The 25,290-nt window shown below is 47.5% G+C and carries 25 protein-coding genes and 1 riboswitch; of the genes, 6 read left to right on the top strand and 19 right to left on the bottom strand.

The features are described 5' to 3' along the window. Position 1: 1 nt before the first annotated feature. The 3 genes from ICN11_RS06700 to ICN11_RS06690 are packed head-to-tail and all read right to left on the bottom strand — an operon-like array spanning position 2 to position 3,994. Entirely contained in the window at positions 2-1,141 is a 1,140-nt protein-coding gene (locus tag ICN11_RS06700) for a polynucleotide adenylyltransferase (protein ID WP_216229694.1), read from the bottom strand. A 4-nt stretch (positions 1,142-1,145) separates the two neighbouring features. Then, a complete protein-coding gene (locus ICN11_RS06695) occupies positions 1,146-2,054 on the bottom strand; it encodes a complex I NDUFA9 subunit family protein (RefSeq protein ID WP_216229693.1) in 909 nt (302 codons plus the stop codon). 23 nt (positions 2,055-2,077) lie between these two features. Next, a complete protein-coding gene (locus ICN11_RS06690; protein WP_216229836.1) occupies positions 2,078-3,994 on the bottom strand; it encodes a lytic transglycosylase domain-containing protein in 1,917 nt (638 codons plus the stop codon). Between the two features lie 97 nt (positions 3,995-4,091). Here ICN11_RS06690 and ICN11_RS06685 point away from each other — a divergent pair, with 97 nt between their 5' ends. Then, the gene (locus tag ICN11_RS06685) at positions 4,092-4,715 is read left to right on the top strand and encodes a 5-formyltetrahydrofolate cyclo-ligase (protein ID WP_255533051.1); all 624 of its coding nucleotides are present in this window, start codon (positions 4,092-4,094) and stop codon (positions 4,713-4,715) included. Here the strand turns inward: ICN11_RS06685 and metF are convergent. From metF to metK, 3 genes are all read right to left on the bottom strand, one after another. Then, positions 4,705-5,535, bottom strand: coding sequence for a methylenetetrahydrofolate reductase [NAD(P)H] (metF, locus tag ICN11_RS06680; protein ID WP_216178665.1), 831 nt, complete (start codon positions 5,533-5,535; stop codon positions 4,705-4,707). The two genes, ICN11_RS06685 and metF, sit on opposite strands and share 11 nt — an antisense overlap. Before the next feature lie 56 nt (positions 5,536-5,591). Continuing rightward, positions 5,592-7,037 (bottom strand): adenosylhomocysteinase, encoded by a 1,446-nt coding sequence (gene ahcY / locus ICN11_RS06675; RefSeq protein WP_216229691.1) that lies wholly within the window; start codon positions 7,035-7,037, stop codon positions 5,592-5,594. Positions 7,038-7,098: 61 nt separating this feature from the next. Continuing rightward, positions 7,099-7,210, bottom strand: a riboswitch (S-adenosyl-L-homocysteine riboswitch). A gap of 78 nt (positions 7,211-7,288) precedes the next feature. Next, positions 7,289-8,455 carry a methionine adenosyltransferase gene (gene metK, locus ICN11_RS06670; RefSeq protein ID WP_215302209.1) on the bottom strand — a complete coding sequence of 389 codons (1,167 nt, stop codon included), beginning with the start codon at positions 8,453-8,455 and terminating at the stop codon, positions 7,289-7,291. Between the two features lie 203 nt (positions 8,456-8,658). On the opposite strand from metK, the gene ICN11_RS06665 reads away from it, so the two are divergent. From ICN11_RS06665 to dapF, 3 genes are read left to right on the top strand one after another with little or no spacing between them, the layout of a single operon-like run. Next, positions 8,659-9,519 (top strand): lysophospholipid acyltransferase family protein, encoded by an 861-nt coding sequence (locus ICN11_RS06665; protein ID WP_216229690.1) that lies wholly within the window; start codon positions 8,659-8,661, stop codon positions 9,517-9,519. Positions 9,520-9,544: 25 nt separating this feature from the next. After that, positions 9,545-10,444 carry a lipid A biosynthesis acyltransferase gene (locus tag ICN11_RS06660; RefSeq protein WP_216229689.1) on the top strand — a complete coding sequence of 300 codons (900 nt, stop codon included), beginning with the start codon at positions 9,545-9,547 and terminating at the stop codon, positions 10,442-10,444. Between the two features lie 59 nt (positions 10,445-10,503). Next, entirely contained in the window at positions 10,504-11,358 is an 855-nt protein-coding gene (dapF, locus tag ICN11_RS06655) for a diaminopimelate epimerase (protein ID WP_216229835.1), read from the top strand. 32 nt (positions 11,359-11,390) lie between these two features. On the opposite strand, the gene pyrE is transcribed toward dapF, so the two are convergent. Further along, a complete protein-coding gene (gene pyrE, locus ICN11_RS06650; protein WP_216229688.1) occupies positions 11,391-12,059 on the bottom strand; it encodes an orotate phosphoribosyltransferase in 669 nt (222 codons plus the stop codon). Between the two features lie 8 nt (positions 12,060-12,067). Between pyrE and ICN11_RS06645 the strand changes: the two genes are divergently transcribed. Continuing rightward, complete coding sequence (locus ICN11_RS06645; RefSeq protein ID WP_216229687.1) at positions 12,068-12,850, top strand: exodeoxyribonuclease III; 783 nt, start codon at positions 12,068-12,070, stop codon at positions 12,848-12,850. Here the strand turns inward: ICN11_RS06645 and ICN11_RS06640 are convergent. The 12 genes from ICN11_RS06640 to gatC form a co-directional block, all read right to left on the bottom strand. Then, entirely contained in the window at positions 12,843-14,177 is a 1,335-nt protein-coding gene (locus ICN11_RS06640; RefSeq protein WP_370623609.1) for an MFS transporter, read from the bottom strand. The two genes, ICN11_RS06645 and ICN11_RS06640, sit on opposite strands and share 8 nt — an antisense overlap. Further along, positions 14,170-14,751 (bottom strand): methionine biosynthesis protein MetW, encoded by a 582-nt coding sequence (gene metW / locus ICN11_RS06635; RefSeq protein ID WP_216229685.1) that lies wholly within the window; start codon positions 14,749-14,751, stop codon positions 14,170-14,172. The genes ICN11_RS06640 and metW overlap by 8 nt, the downstream gene beginning before the upstream one ends. Continuing rightward, the gene (locus ICN11_RS06630; RefSeq protein ID WP_216229684.1) at positions 14,748-15,887 is read right to left on the bottom strand and encodes a homoserine O-acetyltransferase; all 1,140 of its coding nucleotides are present in this window, start codon (positions 15,885-15,887) and stop codon (positions 14,748-14,750) included. The genes metW and ICN11_RS06630 overlap by 4 nt, the downstream gene beginning before the upstream one ends. Further along, positions 15,884-16,540: a nucleoid occlusion factor SlmA gene (gene slmA, locus ICN11_RS06625; RefSeq protein WP_216229683.1), complete on the bottom strand. Its 657-nt coding sequence runs from the start codon at positions 16,538-16,540 to the stop codon at positions 15,884-15,886. Before slmA ends, ICN11_RS06630 begins: the two co-directional genes overlap by 4 nt. Before the next feature lie 22 nt (positions 16,541-16,562). Beyond that, positions 16,563-17,465, bottom strand: a complete 903-nt coding sequence (gene argB, locus ICN11_RS06620) for an acetylglutamate kinase (RefSeq protein ID WP_216135460.1) — start codon at positions 17,463-17,465, stop codon at positions 16,563-16,565. A 26-nt stretch (positions 17,466-17,491) separates the two neighbouring features. Further along, complete coding sequence (gene dksA / locus ICN11_RS06615) at positions 17,492-17,869, bottom strand: RNA polymerase-binding protein DksA (protein ID WP_062307316.1); 378 nt, start codon at positions 17,867-17,869, stop codon at positions 17,492-17,494. Between the two features lie 214 nt (positions 17,870-18,083). Then, positions 18,084-19,148, bottom strand: coding sequence for a GTP-binding protein (locus ICN11_RS06610; RefSeq protein ID WP_216229682.1), 1,065 nt, complete (start codon positions 19,146-19,148; stop codon positions 18,084-18,086). A gap of 63 nt (positions 19,149-19,211) precedes the next feature. Then, positions 19,212-20,213 (bottom strand): tyrosine recombinase XerC, encoded by a 1,002-nt coding sequence (locus ICN11_RS06605; RefSeq protein ID WP_216229681.1) that lies wholly within the window; start codon positions 20,211-20,213, stop codon positions 19,212-19,214. Continuing rightward, the gene (locus ICN11_RS06600) at positions 20,194-20,868 is read right to left on the bottom strand and encodes a DUF484 family protein (protein WP_216229680.1); all 675 of its coding nucleotides are present in this window, start codon (positions 20,866-20,868) and stop codon (positions 20,194-20,196) included. The genes ICN11_RS06605 and ICN11_RS06600 overlap by 20 nt, the downstream gene beginning before the upstream one ends. Before the next feature lie 35 nt (positions 20,869-20,903). Then, complete coding sequence (gatB, locus tag ICN11_RS06595) at positions 20,904-22,373, bottom strand: Asp-tRNA(Asn)/Glu-tRNA(Gln) amidotransferase subunit GatB (protein ID WP_216229834.1); 1,470 nt, start codon at positions 22,371-22,373, stop codon at positions 20,904-20,906. Continuing rightward, positions 22,373-23,890, bottom strand: coding sequence for an Asp-tRNA(Asn)/Glu-tRNA(Gln) amidotransferase subunit GatA (gatA, locus tag ICN11_RS06590; RefSeq protein WP_216229679.1), 1,518 nt, complete (start codon positions 23,888-23,890; stop codon positions 22,373-22,375). Before gatA ends, gatB begins: the two co-directional genes overlap by 1 nt. Further along, a complete protein-coding gene (gatC, locus tag ICN11_RS06585; RefSeq protein WP_216229678.1) occupies positions 23,887-24,180 on the bottom strand; it encodes an Asp-tRNA(Asn)/Glu-tRNA(Gln) amidotransferase subunit GatC in 294 nt (97 codons plus the stop codon). The genes gatA and gatC overlap by 4 nt, the downstream gene beginning before the upstream one ends. 62 nt (positions 24,181-24,242) lie before the next feature. Between gatC and ICN11_RS06580 the strand changes: the two genes are divergently transcribed. Next, positions 24,243-25,286 (top strand): rod shape-determining protein, encoded by a 1,044-nt coding sequence (locus ICN11_RS06580; RefSeq protein ID WP_015422176.1) that lies wholly within the window; start codon positions 24,243-24,245, stop codon positions 25,284-25,286. Positions 25,287-25,290 lie beyond the last annotated feature (4 nt).

Raw genomic sequence — 25,290 nt, 5'->3', positions numbered from 1 at the left:
TTTAAATGCTTACGGCTGTAGTAATAGCTAAGAGTCGCGCAGCATCTACTGCACTGCGAATTCTTTCACCGTTAGATCTCTGGTCTGCAGGAACACTTTCAATAATTGAGGCCGTGTTGAGCGATTGAGCATTTTGCATTGCTGAAATTAAAGCGCTGACATTCAAGCCAATACGCTTTGCTAAATTCAACAAAGCATTTCCACGCTCAGACTTACGCCATACATCTGCCCGATTAAACCAGGTCAATACATCTGCAGGCTCATAGCTAAAACCTGCATCATTGACTGATTTCTCAATGAGTACATTGAGCTCGCTAAATATTTCACTGAAATCACGCACCTCATTTGGCATCTTGACGCACTCCGCCCACGAGCGAATTTCACTGGCAGATAAATGCATGAGAGTGACGGCGCATCGATCTTCCAGACGGTTATCTACTGCATGCAAATGTGCAATGAGTTGCTCGCGGAATTCTTCTTTAGCCAAATGGGATGTCAGCGTTGCCGGCAGCAATACTCTGGCTGCATCAGTATCCAGTAGAACTTGGAACATTCGCATTGGCTTATCGGCAGTGAATCCTCTGGCTAACTCCTGCCAGATTCTCTCAGCTGAGAGCGCTGATAATTCATTGGATTGAACGATAGCCTGCAAAGCAGCCATGGTTTCTGGCGCAACAGTAAATTCTGGAAAGCGCGCTGCAAAACGAGCGATGCGCAATAGACGCAAAGGATCTTCAGCAAATGCATCGGACACATGACGAAATACTCTAGCCGCTAGATCTTGCTGACCGTTGTAGGGATCCAATATAGGCCCCACCCATTTGCCATCAGCGCCGACCTCTTGCGCCATTGCATTAATAGTCAGATCACGACGCTCTAAGTCTTGCTCTAGCGTGACGGTTGGGTCGGCATAAAACATAAAGCCCTTGTAGCCCTTGCCTGTCTTACGCTCCGTGCGAGCCAAGGCATATTCAGCCTGGGTCTCTGGGTGCAAGAACACTGGAAAATCTTTGCCCACTGGACGATAGCCCTGGGCAATCATCTCTTCTACGCTAGAACCAACCACCACATAATCAATGTCATGCACCGGCAAACCCATGAGGGTATCCCGAATGGCGCCACCAACAGCGTAGATCTTCATGAGCTTATTTCATGCCTTCTAGGGTGCGGCGGCTGATACCAAAAACTTTAGTCAAAGCATCCACACCATTCAGTGGCAAGATATTTGGCAACTGCATTGAAGCAATATTGTCGCGAGACATCAGGGTTGGAACGGGCAGGAACTCAAAAGCCAAAGCTTGAAGATAGCCAACAAAAGCAGGCACAGGAATGATCGCGCATTTTGTGTTGACCTTATGTGCAGCAAATTCCACAATTTCTTTCATGGTGTAAACGGTGGGCCCCACCAAATCATAAGATTGATGAATGGTTGATGGCATCTTCAGAGACTTGGTAAATGCACTAGCCACATCATCCACGCTCACCGGCTGAAACTGTGCTCCGGAGTTTGCTAAAGGCATTGCGGGGAATAGCTTGGTTAACTTGGCAAATAAATTAATAAATTGATCTTGAGCGCCAAAAATCACTGACGGCCTAAAAATAGTCCAGTCAAGATTGCTAGCTTTTACTGCGGCCTCGCCATCACCCTTACTGCGCTGATACATCGATGGACCATTCGAATCCGCGCCCAATGCACTCATGTGCAAGTAACGCTTGAGACCATGTAACTGCATGGCAGTGATGATGTTTTTAGGGAGCTCTACATGTGCAGCTTCAAATACTTTTCCGTAAGGCTGTGCAGGCTTGTCATGCAACACACCCACCAAATTAATGACTGCACCACCCGGCTTAATTCGTGAGCAAAGTTCTTGCAATGAATCAAACTCATGCACATCAGCATCCTCTAAGTGCACTTTCGGCAGCATTCGCAATTCACGCGCAGATGCTAAGTGTCTAGTCGGCAATAAAACGGAATAGCCCTCCGCTTGCAATTGTGCCGCCAAGACTCTACCTACAAAACCGTTACCGCCAATTAGCAGAATGTCATATTTCATAAAACTCCAATTTGGTTGAAATACTAAGGTAGCTCAGATGCGTTTGCCGCTTTAGGAGTAATCACACCTAAACGCTGCTTTAAAGACTGCGACTGCCCATGCATCACCGATGAATAATACGTTGCATTGGCTAAAACATTTTTTACATAAGTGCGCGTTTCATTAAACGGAATAGTTTCTGCGAAGATCGCACCCTCTGTAGGGCTGGTGAGTTTTTCCCGCCAAGTTTTAGAGCGTGATGGGCCCGCGTTATAAGCAGCAGACGCCAGAACCCAAGAACCATCAAGGTCTCCTAAGACCATATTTAAGTAATTACTACCCAAAGTGAGATTGGTATTGGTATCAGCAAGTTTGTCATTGGTATAGGAGGTCATGCCAATTTTCTTTGCCACATACTTTGCTGTATTCGGCATTACCTGCATTAAGCCTGAAGCGCCAACGGATGAAGAGGCATTCATGATGAAACGTGACTCTTGACGAATCAGTCCATAAGCCCAAGCTAAGTTCAAATCAATTTGCTTAGCAATTGGGGATAGCTCATCCCGATATGGGGTTGGATAGCGCAAGCTAAAGTCATGCTCCTGCTTGGTACGATCCGCCGTATTCACTACGCGGTCATACAAGCCAATACGCTTGGCATACTCAGCCGCTGCGAGCAACTGCTTATCGCTCATATTGCGCAACTCCCAATTCCAGTCACGATTGCCTTCAAAGCGTAAATTCATGGCATAGAAGCGCTCACCCCGAATAAATCCCTTACGTTGAGACATGGCGTCAATTTCTGCATCGCTCACTTTGGTGCGCACAGGTGCATGATTCGATTTACCTAGATCTTCTCGTGCAAGCTGTCCATAAAAGTTGTACTGGTCAGCAACAAGCTCGAGGTTCTCGCGAGCCTTTTCATTTTGGCCCTCCACTTTCAATGCACGCGCATACCAATAAGTCCAAGCGGGATCTTTGCTACGCACCGCAGGATTCATGCCTTCAATTGCATTCTTTACCAGCGTCCAATCCTTAGCGCGCAAACCCGCACGGACTTTCCACTCTTGCCCCTCAGTAGAAAGAAGCTCGTTGTAGCCTAGCTCCTGTTGAAGGCGATACGCATCATCTGCATTGGGGTCTAATTTCTTTGCGAGGAATTGACCAATCACACCCCAAGCAACCGCCTGATTCTCTTTGCTGTAACGAGATGCATTTTGTGAAAAATCTTTAAACGCTTTTGCAGGATCTGCTTTAGCAGATTTAACAATCTCAGCAATAGGATCCTCGCCACCCAAGCGACGCGACATCGTGTCAAAACCCATCTCGCTAGCAGCGCGACCAATCGCCTTTGCTTCGCTCGGCGTCATACCGCCAGCACCAACCAAAATAGGCACTAATTCTTGGCAAGCCTGACCGAAATAACGTGGGTCCAATAATATTGCGCGTGCATCAAGCCCCACTTTTGTTGGGTTCTCACCTTGAGCCAACTTCGATTGCAAGGAATAGCATTTCACTTGAGTGTCATCATCCAAAACAAACTTGGAGTATTCAGCATCAAAGCGAGACCAGTCTTTACGCTTACCTAAAACAAGCAACCAATCATTGCGCATCCGATCAGCTAGTGCAGTGCCTTGGTATTGATTTAAAAAAGCTACCACTTGAGAGTCCACATTGCTGTCGGATCGAGCACCACCAGCGCCATCAAATAACTGTGGCTTGATACGGAAATAAGCTACGTAATCGTCATATGGGTAATTCGAGAGGCTGGCAGCTAAGGCCTGTGTGCGAGCCACATCATTTCGTTTAGCAGCCTCACGCAATTCAATAAAGGTACGATCACCTTCGGTAATTTCAAAGGCTGAAACTCTGCTTTCTTTGGCGGGGGCGACTTTCTTGGCTTTTTCTGCAGAAATGCTAGGCGCAGCTACTGCCAGAGCCAGAAATAAAATTCCGCCCATCGTTTTTTGCCAGCCACTAAAAACATGAAACTTCTTTTTCACCGTCTTACCTTATCGATTTACTATATCTCTTAATTTTCGCCTGATAATGGTCGATATGCACGGCAATTCTCCAAAATCGCTACGGCAGGACTTACTAGCCCAAAGGAAACAGTTTGCGGCTAGCGCAAGCTATCCGATGGCACGAGAAGCTATTTCGGCTGGCCTAGCCAGTTTTCTGGGCGCCCATGGCGCTCAAGTTCAATCTATTGCCCTGTATTGCCCTATACAAGATGAGTTGGATCTGCGGCCTCCTTTATTAGCTTGGGCTGAGAGTGGCGCAGGCAAAACACTGGCCCTCCCTTTTGCGCGCCCTGATAAACATTTAGATTTTTATGCATGGCAAGAGGGCGATCTACTAATTCCAAGTCGCCATGGCGTTCCGGAGCCAGACCCTAATAACCCCCGCAGACCTCAAGTCACTCCAGACTGCATCTTGATACCCTGCGTGGGCTGGTCAGAATCCAAGGTGGGCGATAAAACACATTATTGGCGCCTTGGGTATGGGGGTGGCTACTTTGACCGCACCCTGGCTCAGTTGCGTAAAGCCAAACCAAGCCTACTATGCATCGGCATAGGCTTTGATTGGCAAAAATTAGATGATGCTCAATGGCAGGCTCAAACGCATGATGAACCTTTGGATGCCATGCTGACTGAGTCAGGCTTATTAATTACTTATTGAGACTGAGATTGTCTGCAATCGCTAAAACGGCATCCGCTTGATTCAGTGAATAGAAATGCAATCCTGGAGCGCCAGCAGTTAAGAGTTGATCACAAAGATCCGTAACTACCTCTTCACCAAACGCACGAATCGAAGCGGTGTCATCACCATAAGACTGCAAACGCAAACGAATCCAGCGCGGGATCTCTGCGCCACAAGCATCTGAAAAACGCAGCAACTGAGTGCTATTAGTAATCGGCATAATTCCAGCGATCACTGGCTGAGTAACGCCCAAGTCATACGCCTCATCAACAAAGCGGAAGTACGCATCGCTGTTATAGAAATACTGAGTCACTGCCGAATTGGCTCCAGCCTTCATCTTCTGCACAAAGAAATCCACATCAGTCGCTGGCGACTTAGCCTGAGGATGACTTTCTGGATATGCGGCCACATCAATGTGGAACCAGTCACCAGTTTCAGCACGAATAAATTCGACTAATTCATTTGCGTGATGGAACTCACCATACTGACCCATGCCAGATGGCAAGTCGCCACGTAAAGCTACGATACGTTTAACGCCTAAAGCTTGGTACTGCTTCAACATTTCGCGCACGCTTTCACGTGAGCTACCAACACAAGATAAGTGAGGGGCAACCGCTGCGCCTGCAGCATGAATATCACTCACCACTTTTAATGTGCCGGATTGAGTAGAGCCACCAGCACCAAAAGTCACAGAATAAAAAGCGGGCTTGAGCGTTTCACTAAAACGCTCGCGCACGAGATGCAGCTTGCTCTCACCTTCAGGTGTTTTTGGAGGGAAGAATTCAACGCTTAATTCCATGATCTTGGGCCTGTATCTCTATTTCTCTATTGAATAATATCTAGCAAGGGTACAAATTAATAACGGTAGTGGTCAGCCTTGTATGGGCCTTCCTTCGTTACGCCAATGTATGAAGCTTGCTGATCTGACAATACAGTTAACTGTGCATTCAATGTCTTGAGCTGCAAACGAGCAACCTTCTCATCCAAATGCTTAGGCAAGGTGTAAACGCCGACTGGGTATTTATCTGTGCCAACTGCATTCCACAATTCGATCTGCGCAATCACTTGGTTCGCAAATGAAGAACTCATTACATAAGATGGGTGACCTGTGCCGCAACCGAGGTTAACCAAACGACCTTTAGCCAGGATGATGATGCGCTTCTCAGGATTGCCATTAGCTGCTGGGAAAATCACGTGATCTACTTGTGGCTTGATTTCTTCCCACTTGTATTTGTCGATACCAGCAACATCAATCTCGTTATCGAAGTGACCGATATTACAAACGATGGCTTGGTTCTTCATCTTGATCATGTGGTCATGTGTAATCACATGGTAGTTACCTGTTGCAGAAACAAAGATGTCTGCCTTATCTGCAGCGTAATCCATTGTGACAACGCGGTAGCCTTCCATCGCTGCTTGTAATGCGCAGATTGGATCTACTTCAGTAACCCAAACTTGAGCAGACAAAGCACGTAGAGCTTGAGCTGAGCCTTTACCCACATCGCCGTAACCACAAACCACTGCAACCTTACCGGCAACCATGACGTCAGTAGCGCGCTTGATCGCATCAACTAAAGATTCGCGGCAACCATAGAGGTTATCGAACTTGCTCTTAGTAACGGAATCGTTCACATTAATTGCCGGGAACTTCAAGTCACCTTTTGCGAACATCTGATAGAGACGATGTACACCAGTTGTGGTTTCTTCAGTTACGCCTTTTACTTTTTCTAAGCGTGTGGAGTACCAAGTTGGGTCTTGCGCCAATTTCTTTTTAATAGCCGCGAACAAAATAGTTTCTTCTTCGCTTGTTGGATGATTCAAGCAAGCTTGATCTTTTTCAGCGCGTGCACCGAGGTGCAATAACAAAGTAGCATCGCCACCATCATCCAAAATCATATTGGTAAAGCCACCATCAGCCCACTCAAAAATACGATGGGTGTAATCCCAGTACTGCTCAAGAGTTTCGCCCTTGATCGCAAACACTGGAGTGCCGTTAGCAGCAATAGCTGCAGCAGCGTGATCTTGTGTAGAGAAAATATTGCAAGATGCCCACTGCACTTCAGCGCCGAGAGCTTCAAGCGTCTCGATCAATACTGCAGTTTGAATGGTCATGTGCAATGAACCAGTGATGCGTGCGCCACGCAATGGTTGCTGCGAAGCGAACTCGTCGCGAATTGCGATGAGGCCTGGCATTTCAGTTTCAGCAATGGCGATTTCTTTACGGCCAAAGTCAGCCAAAGAAATATCGGCAATAGCGCAACGGGTTGCTACAAAGTTGTTTAAATCGGAAACGGTACTCATGAATGCTCCAGCTAAATACGATCCAATGCTGGAGTAGGAACTCGCTAGCCATTGAATCATGGGTTAGCGAGCGCAGTTGCAATTAGCAAACTCTGGGGTTACCTAGGAGTCCACTCCCTTCAAGCCTGGGGAAACGCTGGTTCTCAGCATTCCTTGCAACGCTCCTTGAAGGTATGGCGAAATTGTAATCAATTTCGCCATATTTCGCCTCAATACAAAACAAACTGCAAATTTACTACCTAGAAAGCAGATTACAAGCCAGCTGCTGCACGTAAGGCAGGCGCCTTATCGCACTGTTCCCAAGTAAATTCCGGCTCCTCACGACCAAAGTGGCCATAAGCAGCTGTCTTGCGATAAATCGGACGCAAGAGGTTCAACATCTTAACGATGCCTTTTGGACGCAAGTCAAAGTGCTCAGATACCAATTGCGCAATCTTCTCGTCAGAGATCTTGCCAGTACCAAAGGTGCTCACCATCACTGAAGTTGGTTTAGCAACACCAATCGCGTAAGAGATCTGAATCAAGCACTTGCTTGCCAAACCAGCAGCAACTACGTTCTTCGCTACATAACGACCAGCATAGGCAGCGGAACGGTCAACCTTGGATGGATCCTTACCAGAGAACGCGCCACCACCGTGAGGGGCTGCACCGCCGTAGGTGTCCACAATGATCTTGCGACCTGTCAGACCGCAATCGCCTTGCGGGCCGCCGATAACAAATCGACCTGTTGGGTTTACCAAAAAGTTAATCGCGCCTTTGATCAAATGCTTTGGCAAGACTGGTTTGATGATTTCTTCGATGACTGCTTCACGCAATTTCTCGAGAGAAATTTCTTCATCATGTTGTGTAGAGAGAACCACGGTGTCAATTGAGTCAGGCTTGCCATCGACGTAACGCAGGGTCACTTGTGACTTTGCATCTGGGCGCAACCAATTCAAACGGCCATCACGGCGCAATTGAGATTGACGCTCTACTAAACGGTGTGACAAATGAATTGGCAAAGGCATGAGCTCTGCAGTTTCGTCACAGGCGTAACCAAACATCAAGCCTTGGTCACCAGCACCTTGATCTAAGCCGTCGTCATGTGCTTTATCAACACCCTGAGCGATATCAGGACTTTGCTTGTCATAAGCAACCAACACCGCACAACCTTTGTAATCAATACCGTAGTCAGTGTTGTCGTAACCAATTTCACGCAAAGTGTTACGAGCCACTTGGATGTAATCCACATTGGCGTTCGTTGTGATCTCACCAGCCAAAACTACCAAGCCGGTATTACACAAAGTTTCCGCAGCAACACGTGCAGTTGGGTCCTGAGCCAGGATTGAATCCAGGATGGCATCAGAGATTTGGTCTGCTACTTTATCGGGGTGACCTTCAGAAACTGATTCTGAGGTAAAGAAGTAATCATTTGCCATTGCATATTCCTTTAAAAATTAACACGATCTATGGGACAACTCGACGTGCCAGGAACTTCAACGGCGACGCTTTAGCAGAATTTATGAATCGCCCTGCAAGTTGCCTTAACTCAGCGATAGACGAATTCTATCCGAAAAACGCCTTATTCATCAAGCCACTCAGTAAATTTGGCCCTAGCGCCAGCATTGAATATCATTAGAGGGTGCGCAAACTCCTTCTTAAGCTAACCCTCGCTGCAATAGCGGTATTGCCCTTATTCCTGGTTCAGGTGATTGGGGCTGCTTTAGGGGTGCTGGCCTATGTCGGCTCCAAGCAATATCGATCACTTTTCCGCCCTCAATATGAGGCCGTTGTTAAGAGTCATCATTTACCCCTGCAAATCTGGCGTGCGGCGGCGGCCTCAGGTCAGCTCTTCTCAGACAGTTTGTGGATTTGGCGCAATCCAGCAAAGGCGCTCAAGCTAGTCGAGGTGCAGGACTGGGATCTGGTTGAGGAAGCTATTAACGAAGGTCATGGCTTAGTCATGCTTACTCCACACCTTGGTGGCTTTGAAATCATTCCTCGAGTCTTAGCCCAGCACTTCCCAGCCACCATCCTTTATCGCCCATCACGCCAAGAATGGCTTAACGAAGTGGTGGAAGAAGGTCGTGCCTACCCCAATATGCATTTCGTGCCCACCAATCTGAATGGCGTCCGTCAAATGACACGGGCACTGACACGTGGAGAGGCCATTGGCATTCTTCCAGATCAAGTGCCTAGCGGCGGTGAAGGTGTTTGGGTACCCTTTTTCGGACGCCCCGCCTATACGACCCCACTTCCCGCTCGCTTAGCCAATCGCAACAACACGCCAGTTGTGATGTTTACCGCTAAACGCAAAGGTCTTGGTAAAGGCTGGTTGATGCAAGCCAAGAGATTGGCACCGCTCTCTGAAGACTCCATACTTGCTGCCGCCGAACTTAATGTCGCCATTGAAAATGCGATCCTAGTTGCGCCCAATCAATTCATCTGGGCCTATAACCGCTACAAACATCCCAGCGGAGCAGAATTACCACCAAGCAATTAGTTAATAAATTTATAATTTATTCAACATGACCTGGTTACAAAACGTTTTTAATTTTCTGGCGCTGAACTTACTGCGTCTTTTTGCGTTTCTGCCCTATACCTTCACCATTTACATTGGCTATGGCCTCGGCTGGTTAGTGGCGCATATACCGAATGAGCGTGTAAAAGTTGTTAAAACCAACCTTCGTCTTTGCTTTCCCAATCTGAGCGAAGATGAAATTGATACGCTTGCACTAGAGCATTGGAAATTGTTTGGACGTAGCGTAATTGAGAGAAGTCGGATTTGGCTCGGCAGCGGAAAGCAGATCACTGACATCGTTACGATTAACTCCGCGATTACGCTGGGCGATCGCAAGCCACGACTCTTGATCAATCCTCACTTTGTAGGACTCGAGGGCGGCTTCATGGCGCTTTCTGTTTTGGCCAGTCAGCATGATTGGCCACGCGGTGCCGGCCTCTACCAAAATATGAAGAACCCATTCTTTAATCAAAAGATGATTGAATGGAGAAATCGTTTTGGAGGCAAATCGATTGAGAGACAAAGTCGCTTACGTGATCTGATTCGTGAAATTCAAACGGGTAACTTTATTTTTATTGCGCCTGATATTGATCTTGGTCCACGCGACTCTGTTTTTGTTCCCTTCTTTGGAATCCAAACCAATACGATCACTTCGGTCTCACGCTTAGCCAGACTCAGTGGTGCAGAAGTTTGTCTCATGACCACCACTTTGAATCCCGATCGTAAGGCTTATACCTGCAACATTAGCGCACCACTTCCCAACTTTCCAACGGATGATGTGGAAGCCGATACTGCACGCTTAAACAAATACATTGAAGACCTTGTTAGAGAAAGGCCGGCGGAGTACTATTGGGTACACAAACGCTTTAAACATCGGCCAGCTGGCGAGCCAAGTCTTTACAAATAATTGGAATTCTTTTGAGCACGAATTTAAACAAGCCTGCACGCACATTACGCTTCACCAAAATGCATGGTGCCGGCAACGATTTCATTGTGCTCAATGGAATTGATCAAGACCTCGGCGACATCACACGTGAGCAGTGGCAGAAACTAGCTCATCGCCAATTTGGCATTGGTGCTGATCAAATTCTGCTCGTTGAAAAAGCCACTCGTCCCGATGCAGATTTTCGTTATCGCATTTTTAATGCGGATGGTGGTGAAGTTGAGCAATGCGGCAACGGTTCACGTTGCTTTGTTCGCTTTGTGCTCGACCAAGGTCTTTCCACAAAAAATCCTTTGCGCGTAGAAGTAGCGCATACCGTTCTTACATTGAGATCTCATGATGATGGTCAGGTGGAAGTGGATATGGGCGCGCCGATTTTTGAGCACAGCCAAATTCCTTTTAACGCAAGCGGCTTAGCAAGTAAGCAAGAGTTTCATGAAATGCTCTACGCCCTGCCTATTACTACGCCTGCTCCACACGACAGCTGGATCGGCGTTGTGTCGATGGGCAATCCCCATGCAGTGCAAGTAGTGGGCGATGTTGATAGCGCACCCGTACTCGAAGAAGGTCTATCAATCGAAAAAGATGCAGCATTTCCAAAAAGAGTAAATGCTGGTTATATGCAAATCCTCAATCGCAATGAAATCAAGTTGCGCGTCTATGAGCGTGGCGCCGGTGAGACTCTCGCTTGTGGCACTGGTGCGTGCGCTGCAGTAGTCTCGGGCATTCGTCGTGGCTTAATCGACTCTCCCGTCAAAGTGCATACCCGTGGTGGCGATTTACTAATTGCTTGGAGCGGCATGATCAATGAAGTTGCTCAGCCCGTCACCATGACAGGCCCTGCCATTACCGTATTTGAAGGCGAAACAAAAATCTAAAGAGCGAAAATGTAGGGCTGCTACTCTTTAGATTAAATACCGTACTTCTCGCGATAGTCTTTTACTGCTGGCAAATAGTTTGTTAGCTCGGCATTGCTGGAGGTGGTTAAGAAAGCCATCAAGTCTGCCAAGTTCGCAATCGCTACTACCGGCAATCCAAATTCTTGCTCAACAGCCTGCACTGCTGACTTATCACCAATCTCAGTAGCAGTCCCTGATTTTTCCATACGATCTAAAGCAATCAATACCGCTGCTGGCTCTGCGCCTGCATCGCGAATCAATTTCACAGACTCTCTGACAGATGTTCCCGCGGAAATCACATCGTCAATGATGACTACTTTGCCTTTAACTGGGGCGCCGACCAATGAACCGCCTTCGCCATGATCTTTGGCTTCTTTACGGTTGTAGGCATAAGGCACATTACGGCCAGCATCGGCCAAAGCAATTGCAGTGGCAGCAGCCAAAGTGATGCCCTTATAGGCTGGTCCATAAAGCATGTCGTACTGCAGGCCAGACTCTTGCAAAGCCTTGGCGTAATAACGACCCAAGGCGCTTAAGCGTGCGCCATCGTTAAATCCACCCGCATTAAAGAAATAAGGAGAAAGGCGACCCGCTTTAGTTTTAAACTCCCCAAACGACAAAACATTTGCCTCCAGGGCAAATTGAATAAAGTTATCTTGATTAGAATTTTTTGAGCTCATAGGCCTATATGTTACGCATCATTTCTGCCAACCTCAACGGTATCCGTTCTGCAGTCAAAAAAGGCTTCATGCCTTGGGTTGTAAAACAAAAGGTTGACTTTGTCTGCATGCAGGAGCTCAAAGCTCAGCAGGACGACTTGGAAGATGCCATCCTCAATCCAGACGGGCTGCATGGCTTCTTTCATCACGCTGAGAAAAAGGGTTACAGCGGTTGTGGCATCTATACCCCTCACAAGCCTGATGAGGTGCTCTATGGCTATGGCAATGAAGAGTTTGATGCAGAGGGGCGCTATGTAGAAGCCCGATTCAAGAAGCTGTCAGTAATCTCGGTGTATATGCCCTCAGGCTCAAGCTCACCAGAAAGACAGGAGGCTAAATATCGTTATCTCGACTCTTTCTTGCCACACCTAGTTGAACTCAAAAAGTCAGGGCGCGAGATTGTGCTGTGTGGGGATGTGAATATTGCCCACAATGAGATTGACCTCAAGAACTGGAAAGGCAATCTGAAGAACTCGGGCTTTTTACCGGAGGAGCGGGCTTGGCTGACAAACCTATTTGGCAAAGTCGGTTACGTAGATGTCTATAGAAAGCTAGAGCCCGAAGCGACTGAGTCCTGCTACACCTGGTGGAGTAATCGGGGTCAGGCTTATGCGAAGAACGTCGGCTGGCGTATCGATTATCACATCACTACCCCAGGGATTGCGGCAAGCGCCAAAAATACTGCTGTGTATAAAGATGAGCGCTTCTCAGATCACGCACCACTCACAGTAGATTACGACTGGTCTATTTAGCGACCTGAGCGTTGTGTTTTTTAAACTCGACAACCTTGAAGTGAATGGTGAGCCAAATCAGAATTAATGCTGGAGCACCAATAATTGCGGTGCTAATAAAAAAGTTTGAGTAGCCAAAGTTATTTACAAAGACGCCTGAGAATCCAGCTAGCCACTTTGGCAACAGGAGCATCATCGAACTAAACAATGCGTACTGAGTTGCAGAGTATTGAATATTCGTCAGCGCCGACAAGAACGCAATAAAGGCGGCTGAAGCAATTCCGGAACTCAGGTTATCCGCAGAAATTACCCAGATCAAGCCATGTAAGTCATGACCCTGAGTGGCAAGCCAAGCAAATAACAAATTGCTGACGGCCGATAAAATCGCACCTAGAAATAAAATGCGCATCACTCCGAAGCGCAATGTGAGGACGCCGCCTACAAAGGCTCCGACCAAGGTCATCACCACGCCAAAGACCTTACTAACTGCCGCCACCTCATCTTTGGTGTAACCCATATCCACATAAAACGGATTGGCCATGATGCCCATAACCACATCACTAATGCGATAGATGGCAATTAAGGACAAAATCAAAATTGCGTGCCAACCATAGCGTTTAATAAAGTCGGCAAATGGCTCAATCAAAGTTTGATGCAGCCATGCTTTTGCATTACGAGCTTTTGCAAGCTCAATACGAACAGGCTCTTTACTAAACAAGGTGGTGATCACACCCACACCAATCGAGAGCGCCATACAAAGATAGGCAAATTGCCATGCAGCAGGATCATAGCTAGCAGAGCCTGACTCAGCGCGGGCAGCCAACCAAAGAACGCCAGCACCAGCCCAAATTAAAGCGAGTCGATAACCTGTTTGATATGTGGCGGCTAAAGCCGCTTGATGATCGCTATCAGCAGACTCGATCCGAAAAGCATCTAAAGCAATATCTTGCGTTGCAGAACCAAAGGCAACCAGGAGTGCGCACCACACAACCGGCGTGAGCTGAACTTTGGGGTCAATACTAGCCATACCCACCAAACCCAGAACAATCAGCAACTGTGCAAATAGAAGCCAGCTACGCCTTCTACCAAATAAAGTCGATAACAAGGGAATGGATAGTCGGTCAACCAAAGGAGCCCACATCCACTTAAATGCGTAGATCAAACCAACCCAAGTGAGATAACCGATGGTGCTGCGATCAATACCAGCCTCTCTTAGCCAAAAGCTCAGAGTTCCTAAAATCAGTAGTAGGGGGAGACCTGCAGAGAAGCCCAAGAAGAGCATTCGGAGACAAGGCCATTCGAGATAAACCCGAAAATCTTTCAGCCAGGACTCAATCGTACTAAGCACGTCGAACGCGGAACAGCGCTAGGCTTCCAAAAAGATTGGGCATCAAAGTAACCTGACGACCCTCATGCAAGATGCATTGATCCGAAATTTGCAATCCCAAGCTCGAAGCCAGCTTTTCAAAATCGGCCACCGTGAGAACGCGCACGTTAGGCGTGTTGTACCACTGATATGGCAAGCTCTTAGAGACAGGCATGCGGCCAAAGCCAACTGCTAGGCGATGAGACCAGTGGCCAAAGTTTGGGAAAGAAACAATCGACTCCTTGCCAACTCGGACTACTTCACGCAAGATCTTTTCAGTTTCATGAATAGTTTGCAGTGTTTGCGAGAGCACTACCGTATCAAAGCTATTGTTCTCAAAGAGCGCTAAGCCCCCTTCAAGATTTTGTTGAATGACGTTCAAACCCTTTTGAGCGCAAGAAAGTACGCGCGCATCATCAATCTCAACTCCGTAAGCATGAACAGGCTTTTTCTTTTGCAAATACTCTAGGAAGCTACCATCACCGCAACCGAGATCAAGCACTTCACTATTCGGCGCAATCCAGTTCGCTATTGCGGCAAAGTCTGCGCGCTTCATGATTTAGCCTCTAGCATTTGTTCAAAATAAGCACGAATCAAATTGTGATAACGAGGATCATCCAACAAGAAAGCATCGTGCCCGTGTGGCGCATCAATCTCTGCATAACTTACTTCACTCTTGTTGCTGAGCAAGGATTGCACAATCTCGCGACTGCGATTTGGCGGGAAGCGCCAATCTGTAGAGAAGCTCACAACTAAAAACTTGGCCTGCACTTCAGCTAAGGCGCGATTCAAGCTGCCCTCGTAACGACGAGAAGGATCAAAATAATCCAATGCTCTGGTAATCAACAAATAGGTGTTGGCATCAAAGTAAGTGGAAAACTTATCACCTTGATGACGCAAATAACTTTCAACCTCAAATTCAACATCAAAGCTAAAACGATAATCTTGAGATTCACCGTTAGGCCTTTGCAGCTCGCGCCCAAACTTTTCTGCCATGTCATCGTCAGATAAATAGGTGATATGACCAACCATACGAGCCAGCTTTAAGCCACGCTTTGGCACCACGCCATGCTCGTAGTAATTGCCACCATGAAAATCTGGGTCCGACAAAATGGCATTACGCGCCACTTCATTAAAGGCAATGTTCTGCGCACTCAGCTTTGGTGTTGATGCAATTACTAAGCAATGCGCAAGGCGTTTTGGGAACTGAATTGACCAAGCCAATGCCTGCATGCCGCCCAAACTACCGCCCATTACTGCAGCAAAGCGACGAATGCCCAACTTATCAGCTAAGCGCGCCTGAGTATTAACCCAATCTTCCACCGTAATGACTGGGAAGTCTGCGCCATAAGGCTTGCTAGTAGCCGGATTGATGCTCATTGGACCCGTGGATCCGAAACAAGAGCCTAGGTTATTAACACCAATAACAAAGAAGTGATCGGTATCAACAGGCTTACCCGGGCCAATCATGTTGTCCCACCAGCCAATATCGCTTGCATCATCTGGGTTAGGACCGGCCACATGGTGTGATGCATTTAGCGCATGACAAACTAGTACAGCATTACTTTTATCGGCATTGAGCTTGCCGTAAGTTTCAATAACTAAATCGTAGCCCGATAAGATGGCGCCACTTTGCAAAGGCAAGGGCTCGGCAAAGTGGATAGTGTTTCTAGAAAGGTGTAGCTCGCTCATTCGGACAGAAGAATGCGAAGACTAATATCTGACGCTTCGGTTGGAAGCTTCTTGAAGCCGCTACGAGCAAAACGGTGCCAGCGGCCCAAGACATAACTCATCAACATCGCCGCACGGATGCTCACTTCATCTTGAGACACGTTTGCCCATGTGCCACCCTGAGTTTGTGCAATACGCAATGCCTGCTTTAAAGAAGCCTCTACGCGATCAAGTACTTGGGTAATCCGCTCTTGCAAACGGTCATCCTCTTGCAATAAAGCATCGCCCAAAAGGACGCGAGTCATGCCGGGATTCTTTTCAGCAAAGAATAAAAGCATCTGCAAAATACCGCGGGCTTGTGCAAGTCCAGACTCTTCTTTCTGATTAATCTGATTAATCAGACCAAAAACTGTTTGCTCGACAAAAGAAATCAAGCCTTCAAACATCTGCGCCTTACTAGCGAAATGTCGATAGAGGGCCGCTTCTGAAACTTGAATTTTTGCTGCCAACGCTGCAGTAGTTACACGCTCACCCTTAGGGTTTTGCAACATCTCAGCCAACACCTGCAATATCTGGAGGCGGCGCTCGCCAGGGCGTGGACGCTTACGTGTCTTACCCTCTTCGGCAGCTGTCGCTTCGATCTCTGATGCAGTAGGGTCTAAAGAATCACGCATGTCTATATCTCTTATTCAACTCTTAGCGGGAGCGAATCATTGTTCCAAACGCTTGCTCTGTCAGGATCTCTAACAATAGAGAGTGTTCGATTCGTCCATCAATAATGTGAACTGAATTCACGCCACTCTTTGCGGCATCCAATGCCGAGGAAATCTTTGGCAACATTCCGCCAGAAATCGTGCCATCAGCAAATAGGCCATCAATCTCACGTGCAGTTAAGTCTGTTAAGAGCGTGCCGTTTTTATCCATCACACCAGGAATATTTGTCATCATGACTAATTTCTCTGCATGCAAAATTTCGGCCATCTTGCCAGCTACCAAGTCAGCATTGATGTTGTAGGCCTGACCTTCTTCGCTAAATCCAATTGGGGAGATCACTGGAATAAAGGCGTCGTCTTGCAATGCTTTTACAACTGCTGGGTTAATTGCTTCGATTTCACCAACAAAACCTAAATCAATCGTTCCGCCAGCTTTCTTCTCATCAGCAACCAACATTTTCTTGGCACGAATCAAGCCACCATCCTTACCAGTCAAGCCAACAGCCTGACCGCCAAAGTGGTTGATCAACATCACGATATCTTGCTGTACTTCACCACCGAGAACCCACTCGACCACTTCCATGGTTTCTTCATCGGTTACACGCATACCTTGAATAAAGGTGCCAGTCTTGCCAATCTTTTTGAGGGCCTCATCAATTTGCGGTCCACCACCGTGAACGACAACTGGGTTCATACCAACCAGCTTGAGCAAGATGACATCGCGCGCAAAACTTTCTTTGAGGCGCTCTTCAACCATAGCGTTTCCGCCGTACTTAATGACGATAGTCTTACCGTGATACGCACGAATGTAAGGCAAGGCCTCGGCCAAAATCTCCGCCTTAAGTAGTGGAGAGATTTCGCTAATAGATGGAGATTGCTTTGTCATTGCTACTTTTTTATTTGATCTGGCAATTAATCGCCAAACAACTTTTGACGAAGCTCGCGACGCTCTTGCGCCTCGAGAGAAAGATTGGCTGTTGGACGAGCAATTAAACGGTTCAAACCAATCGGCTCCCCAGTCTCTTCACACCAACCATAATCGCCAGACTCAATGCGGGCTAGCGCCTGCTCTACTTTTTTCAATAACTTGCGCTCGCGATCACGTGTGCGCAACTCAAGAGCGTGCTCTTCTTCAATCGTTGCGCGATCCGCAGGATCAGGAACCAAAATGTTTTCACGCAAATGCTCTGTGGTCTCAGAAGCATTTTTCAAAATATCGTCTTTTAAGGTCAGAAGCTTTTGGCGGAAAAAATCAAGTTGAGCCGCATTCATATAGTCCTTTTCGGACATCTTGAGCAATTCAACTTCTGTTAAAGGGGCACCCTTAGCAGCCTTTGCACTTGCAGCCTTACTAGGCGCTTTTGCTGTAGCCGTAGATTTCGTTGGTGTTTTTACCGTCATTTCATTCTTTCCATGGTTCTAAACCATTATTACTTCATTCTGCCAAACTTTTACCGCCCTTTTGCCAATATTGACCGTGGCGCCGGATTGTACTTGATATTTCCTAGGCCAAACAGCCTTCAAGCCCAGCCAGCAGGGTGTCTTTAGGTAAATCGATGCCAATAAAAACCATCCGCGTTTGCTTCGGCTCGGCACCCCAAACACCCGCTAAATCGCTCCCCATCATCTGATGGACGCCCTGGAACACGACTTTTCGGTTACTACCCTTCACATAGAGGACGCCTTTGTAGCGCAACATCTTCTCTCCAAAGACCTCCAAAATGCCTCCTAGGAAGTCCTCTAATTTTTTATGATCAAAGGGTTTATCACTACGAAAAACGAAGGATTGGATACGGTCTGTATGGCCCGCATGGCCATGATGGTCGTGACTATGGTCATGGCCACAAGTGCTGTGATCATGGTGGTCATGGCTGTGATCGTGGCCACAAGTAGCGTGGTCATGATCGTCTTGTTCCAAGAAGTGAGGGTCAATATCGAGCTTCGCATTCAAATTAAAGCCCTTGAGATCCAAAACGGCATCCAAAGGAACCGCGCCCTTAGAAATACCCTGAATTGGGGCGCGAGGATTCATATGCATTAAGCGATTACGTAAGGCATCAACTTCCGCAGGCGTCACCAAATCGGTCTTAGTGATGAAGATTTGATCAGCAAAGCCTACTTGACGTTGTGCTTCCTCATGCTCAGTCAATTGCCGTGGGCCGTGCTTGGCATCCACAAGTGTTACTACCGCATCTAATACGTAATGGTCCGCAACGTCATCATCCATAAAGAATGTTTGTGCTACTGGCCCTGGATTAGCCACACCAGTAGTCTCGATGACTACGCGATCAAAGCTAATCTTTTTATCTTTGCGCTGCTCCCACAATGAGTTGAGCGCCTCAACCAGATCACCACGAATCGTGCAGCAAATACAGCCATTGCTCATTTGGACAATGTTCTCTTGATTGTCTTGAACCAAGATGTCGTTATCAATATTCTCTTCGCCGAACTCGTTTTCAATCACAGCAATTTTTTTGCCATGCTCTTCAGTCAAGATGTGTTTCAGCAAAGTCGTTTTGCCGCTACCTAAAAAGCCTGTGAGAATTGTTACCGGAATTAACGCCATCATTGATCCATTCAAAATCTATAAATACATTCCCCAAATGGGAAACCTTCTATCTTACCGAGTTCCTCAGGCTTTGCCAGCCTTTGCGCGAGGATGGGCTTTATCGTATGCCTGCGCTAGGTGCTGGAAATCCAAGGAGGTATAAATCTGCGTACTAGCAATACTGGCATGCCCCAGCATTTCCTGTACTGCCCGCAAATCTTGGGATGATTGCAAGACATGACTGGCGAAGCTATGGCGCATCATGTGCGGATGCACATGGGTCGGCAGCTCAGCCCTCATTGCCAAAGTCCGTAGGCGTGCCTGCACAGTCCGAGGGGATAGGCGCGCACCTGTAGCAGAGATAAATAAAGCTATCGATACATCTGCTTGCTCCAGTTCATCGCGGAGCGTACGCCAGACTTTGAGGGATTGCATTGCAGGTCCACCAATCGGAACTGAGCGGCGCTTGCCACCTTTACCCAAAACCGTTACTTCTGCAGCATCCCAATCCAACCATCCAGCAGACTCCTGTTGGCGATCTTTGCTTTGCATTACATCAATACCCAGAAGCTCTGATAAACGTAGGCCAGAGGAATACAGCAAATCGATGATCGCTGCATCACGTATCGACTCCAGATCTTTCTTTTCTTCGGCTTCTTTTACGGCTTGGTTTACTAAAGAGAGTGCCTGCTCAACTGAGAGCGCCTTAGGCAAAGACTTCAAACGCTTGGGAGCCTTCACATCATCAACAGGATTAGCCACTAGGTTTGCAGTCACCCTTCCTGCCTGCGCATCACGACATGCATCTTTCTCAGTCAACCAGTCATACCAACCTCGCCACGCAGACAGCGCTCTAGCTATCGTGCGAGATGATTTTCCTTTGGAGTGCAGGCGGCCAGCCCAGCGACGTACATGCGCATTGGTGACTTTTAATAATTCAATGGAATCATCGGTTGCCAATGCTTGCAACTCACCCAGATCCATGCGGTAAGCTTTGAGCGTATGAGGTGATAGCTGCCTTAATACATGCAGCTCGTGCAAATACTCTTGCACTAAGGGATGAAGATCAGCTGGTGCTTGGCTCATAAGCCTGGATACGATCCAAAGCTGCAGCAGTCAGTTCAGCAATCTGACGTAAATAGAATGCGCCCATATCCGCAGTAAAGCGAGACTCGTCTTTGCTTGCTAGCAAAAGCACTGCTGGTGATTGCACTGCGCCAATACTTTTACCTAGAGGCAAGCCAATAGCCACCATGCTTTGCCACTCAGGATCAATGCTCACTTGGGTTGCCAGCAAATCTACGCTGGCAGATGCCAACTCTTTAGCAGAACCGCATAGAGGCGTATCAATCCAAGGGCCAAAAGCCGCATTAGGCGAGAGTAGTTGTGCCGACTCCACTTCAAAAACTTCCGCCAGCCCAGCAGTCACCGCAGATTCCACATCCGCCTTTGTGTTTGCACGCATCAGGCGTAACAACCAAGCAACTAAGCTCTGTTGAGTTTTGTCATTGCGACTACCAAAGTGCAGCATCTCGCTGAGACGGCGATTGAGCTCTTGATTCTGTGTGCGCAACAAAGTCATTTGACGCTCTTGCAAGGAGATTGCACGATCTTCATGAGGATGCTTTAAACGAATTTCATTTAAGAGATTGGCATAGCGCTCAAAAAAACCTGGAGTAGCGCGTAACCACTCCGCTACCAATTCTTCTTGTTCGGCTTGCTTAGGATCGATTGCGCTCATCTATGTCTTTCTTGCTTATTTTCTGATTTAACTTTTTAGCTCAGCTTTTTACGCAGCAGCTCATTTACTTGGCCTGGGTTGGCTTTGCCTTGTGAAGCTTTCATGATCTGACCAACCAAAGCATTAAATGCTTTTTCCTTGCCAGAGCGGAACTCTTCAACAGACTTCTCGTTAGCCGCCAGGACCTTATCAATCATGGCTTCAAGCTCACCACTATCACTGATCTGCTTCAGGCCTTTGGCGTCAATTACTTGATCTACAGTGCTAATGACTTTGCCAGCGACAGCCTCTTCCCACAGAATTGCAAAGATATCTTTTGCGATCTTGTTAGAGATAGTCCCATCTGCTACGCGAGTTAATAGTGGCGCTAAATGTTCTGCCTTCAAGGGTGCATCTGCAGTAGCAATTCCAGCACGATTCAGTGAAGAAGCAAGCTCACCTGCAATTAGGTTGGCCGCAGCTTTTGCCAGCGGCTTACCAACGATTGCTAAAAGCGCTTCAAAAACTTTTGAGGTATCTCGATCTTGTGTGAGTAGCTGCGCATCGTAAGCACTCAAGCTGAATTCGCTTTGCCACTGCTCCCGCAACTGTGCTGGTAATGCTGGCATCTTGCTACGTACATCAGCAATCCATGCGTCATCAATCACTACAGGCAATAAATCGGGATCTGGGAAATAGCGATAGTCGTTTGCGTCCTCTTTACTACGCATACTCCGAGTCTCTTGACGATCAGGATCGTATAGGCGGGTTTCTTGTACGACTGTACCGCCATCTTCAATTAATTCAATTTGACGCCGCACTTCATATTGAATCGCCTCTTCCAAAAAGCGGAAGGAGTTTAAGTTCTTAATTTCGCAACGGGTACCAAACTCTTTTTGACCAACAGGCCGAACAGATACGTTGGCATCACAACGGAAAGAGCCTTCTTGCATATTGCCGTCACACACACCCAACCAAACTACTAATGTGTGCAATGCTTTTGCATAAGCCACTGCTTCTGCAGCACTACGCATCACTGGCTCAGTCACAATTTCTAGCAATGGTGTGCCGGCACGATTTAAGTCAATGCCACTGGATGCTTCTCCGTGTGGGCCTAGGAAGCCCTCTTCATGAACCGACTTCCCTGCGTCCTCTTCCATGTGGGCACGGGTGAGCTCAACTACTTTGACTTGATCGCCGACTAAGATTTCCAGATGGCCACCCACAACTATAGGTAGATCCATCTGACTAATTTGGTATCCCTTGGGTAAGTCGGGATAAAAATAATTCTTGCGCGCAAAAATACTCGCTGGCGAAATCTTTGCGCCTACTGCCAAACCAAAACGAATGGCATGCTCAACCGCTTGGCGATTTAATACTGGCAATACACCCGGTAAAGCTAAATCGACTGCGCAGGCCTGTGTATTTGGGCTCGCCCCAAAGTGCGTACTTGCGCCACTAAATATTTTTGATTGTGTTTGTAGCTGTGCGTGGGTCTCTAGGCCAATAACGATTTCCCATTGCATCATGCCACCTCGCTTGCTTGACGCAAATGCCAGTCACTATTTTGCTGATATTGATGCGCCACTTGAAGTAAGCGCGCTTCAGAAAAATAATTACCAATCAGCTGCATGCCGATAGGTAGATTGCTTGAATTAAATCCGCAGGGAGCACTCATTGCCGGTAGTCCCGCTAAATTAGTTGAGAGCGTGTAAATGTCTTCTAAATACATCTGCACTGGATCTTTTGATTTTTCACCTAAACGCCATGCAACATCGGGTGCAACTGGCCCCAAGATCACATCACACTTCTCAAATGCCGCCTGAAAATCAGCCGCAATGATGCGACGAATTTTTTGAGCCTGCAAGTAATAAGCATCGTAGTAGCCATGACAAAGCACATAGGTACCAACCAAGATCCGACGCTTTACCTCTGCACCAAAACCTTCGGTACGAGACTTCTTATACATGTCGGATAAATCACGATATTCATTTGCTCGGTGCCCATAACGCACTCCATCAAAACGACTCAAATTACTTGAGGCTTCGGCCGGGGCTAAAACGTAATACACCGGAATGGACAACTTAGTTTTAGGTAGGCTTACTTCAAGTAATTCTGCACCTAGATCTTGCAAGGCTTTTGCTGCAGCATTGACGGCGTTAGCCACTTCCGGTGCAAGGCCTTCCGCAAAGAATTCTTTTGGCAAACCAACACGCAAGCCTTCTAGAGGTTTTACTGGGTTAGAGCTACCTTCTTTCCAAGGCTGGGTGAGATAGCGGCCATAGTCCTCTCCAGAATCTGCCAAAGAAGTGGAATCACGCGGATCATGGGAAGACATTGCGGTGAGCAATAAAGCGCAGTCTTCTGCGGTCTTGCCCATTGGGCCAGCCTGATCTAATGAAGATGCATAAGCAATCATTCCGTAGCGAGATACGCGCCCATAACTAGGCTTGATGCCAGTCAGCCCACAAAATGCGGCTGGCTGACGTATAGAGCCGCCAGTATCTGTACCTGTCGCAATCGGGGCTAATCCTGCGGCTACTGCTGCTGCAGAACCTCCAGAAGAACCGCCAGCAACATATTCTGAATTCCAAGGATTTAATACTGGGCCATAGGCTGAATTCTCATTGGAGGAACCCATTGCGAACTCATCCATATTGGTCTTACCAAGGCAAACCATGCCGGCACCACTGGGATTAAGTTCATCCGGAATTCCGAGATTCGAAACTACCGTTGCATCAAATGGACTGAGGTAACCCTCGAGCATTTTGGATGCTGCAGTGGACTTCCAACCACGGGTTACAAAGACGTCTTTATGGGCAACGGGGATGCCTGTCAATTTTCCAGCTTTGCCTGAGGCAATAATTTTGTCTGCTTTAGATGCTTGCTCTAAACTTAAGTGAGCACTTACATCAAGATATGCATTCCAGTGCTTTCCGGCCTCAATGCGGTCGAGAAAGTACTTTGTCAGCTCGGTGCTAGAGACCTCTTTAGCAGCCAAGGCTTTAGCCATTAAGGCGATGGGGGTTTTGTGCCAACTCATTCGATCACCCGCGGAACTAAGAAGTAGCCATCCTGCACGGCAGGGGCAGATTGCATGTTTTCGGCGCGATGGTCAGTTTCCGTCACCATATCACTTCGCAGGGGCTGCGCCAAATCACGCAAAAAGAGGATGGGATGAGCCAAAGGGGCAAGACCACTGGTATCGACAGCTTGCATCTCCTCAACCAGGGCAAAAACTGCCTGTAATTGGGGCAAAACTGCCTCGGCTTCTGCCTGACTTAACTCAAGGCTGGAAAGGTGCGCAATGCGCTGGACATCATCAAGTTTCATGGGGCGCTAGAGTATCATTCCTATATATATTTTTTAACACTTACTTATTTTCCCACTACATCATGTTTGGTTTTTTCCGCAGCTACTTTTCTAATGACCTGGCCATCGACCTAGGCACCGCCAACACCTTAATTTACATGCGTGAACGGGGTATTGTGCTTGATGAACCGTCAGTTGTGGCAATTCGCACCGAAGGCGGCCCAAATGGCAAAAAGACCATTTTGGCGGTTGGAAAAGAAGCAAAAGCCATGTTGGGTCGTGTTCCTGGAAATATTGAGGCCATTCGCCCTATGAAAGACGGCGTTATTGCCGATTTCACGATTACTGAGCAGATGCTCAAGCAATTTATCAAAATGGTGCACGAGAGCAAGCTTTTAAAGCCTAGCCCACGCATCATCATTTGCGTTCCTTGCGGATCCACTCAAGTCGAGCGTCGCGCAATTCGCGAATCTGCCTTAGGTGCAGGCGCATCACAAGTATTTTTGATTGAAGAGCCAATGGCTGCTGCAATTGGTGCAGGTCTGCCAGTTTCTGAAGCAGCTGGTTCGATGGTTGTTGATATCGGCGGCGGTACAACTGAAGTTGGCGTTATGTCATTAGGCGGCATGGTTTACAAAGGCTCTGTTCGTGTTGGCGGCGATAAGTTTGATGAAGCAATCACTAATTACATCCGTCGTAACTACGGCATGTTGATCGGTGAACAAACTGCTGAGTTAATTAAGAAAACTATTGGCTCTGCATTCCCGGGACAAGAAGTTCGCGAGATGGAAGTAAAAGGTCGCAATCTTTCTGAAGGTATTCCACGTAGCTTCACCGTGACAAGCAATGAAGTACTCGAAGCCTTGACTGACCCGCTGAATCAAATCGTGACTGCAGTAAAAGCGGCCTTAGAGCAAATTCCTCCTGAGCTTGCATCTGACATCGCTGAGCGCGGCATGATGCTCACTGGTGGTGGCGCGCTATTGCGTGACCTCGATCGCTTACTGCTCGAAGAAACTGGCCTTCCTATTCATGTTGCAGAAGACCCCCTCACTTGCGTTGCTCGTGGTTGCGGTATTGCTTTAGAGCGCATGGATAAGTTGGGTGGCGTGTTCTCTCAAGAGTAATTGA

Origin of the sequence: Polynucleobacter sp. 78F-HAINBA (genome assembly GCF_018882325.1) — a bacterium.
Classification (GTDB): Bacteria; Pseudomonadota; Gammaproteobacteria; order Burkholderiales; family Burkholderiaceae; genus Polynucleobacter.
This window is presented reverse-complemented; position numbering and strand designations above follow the sequence as displayed.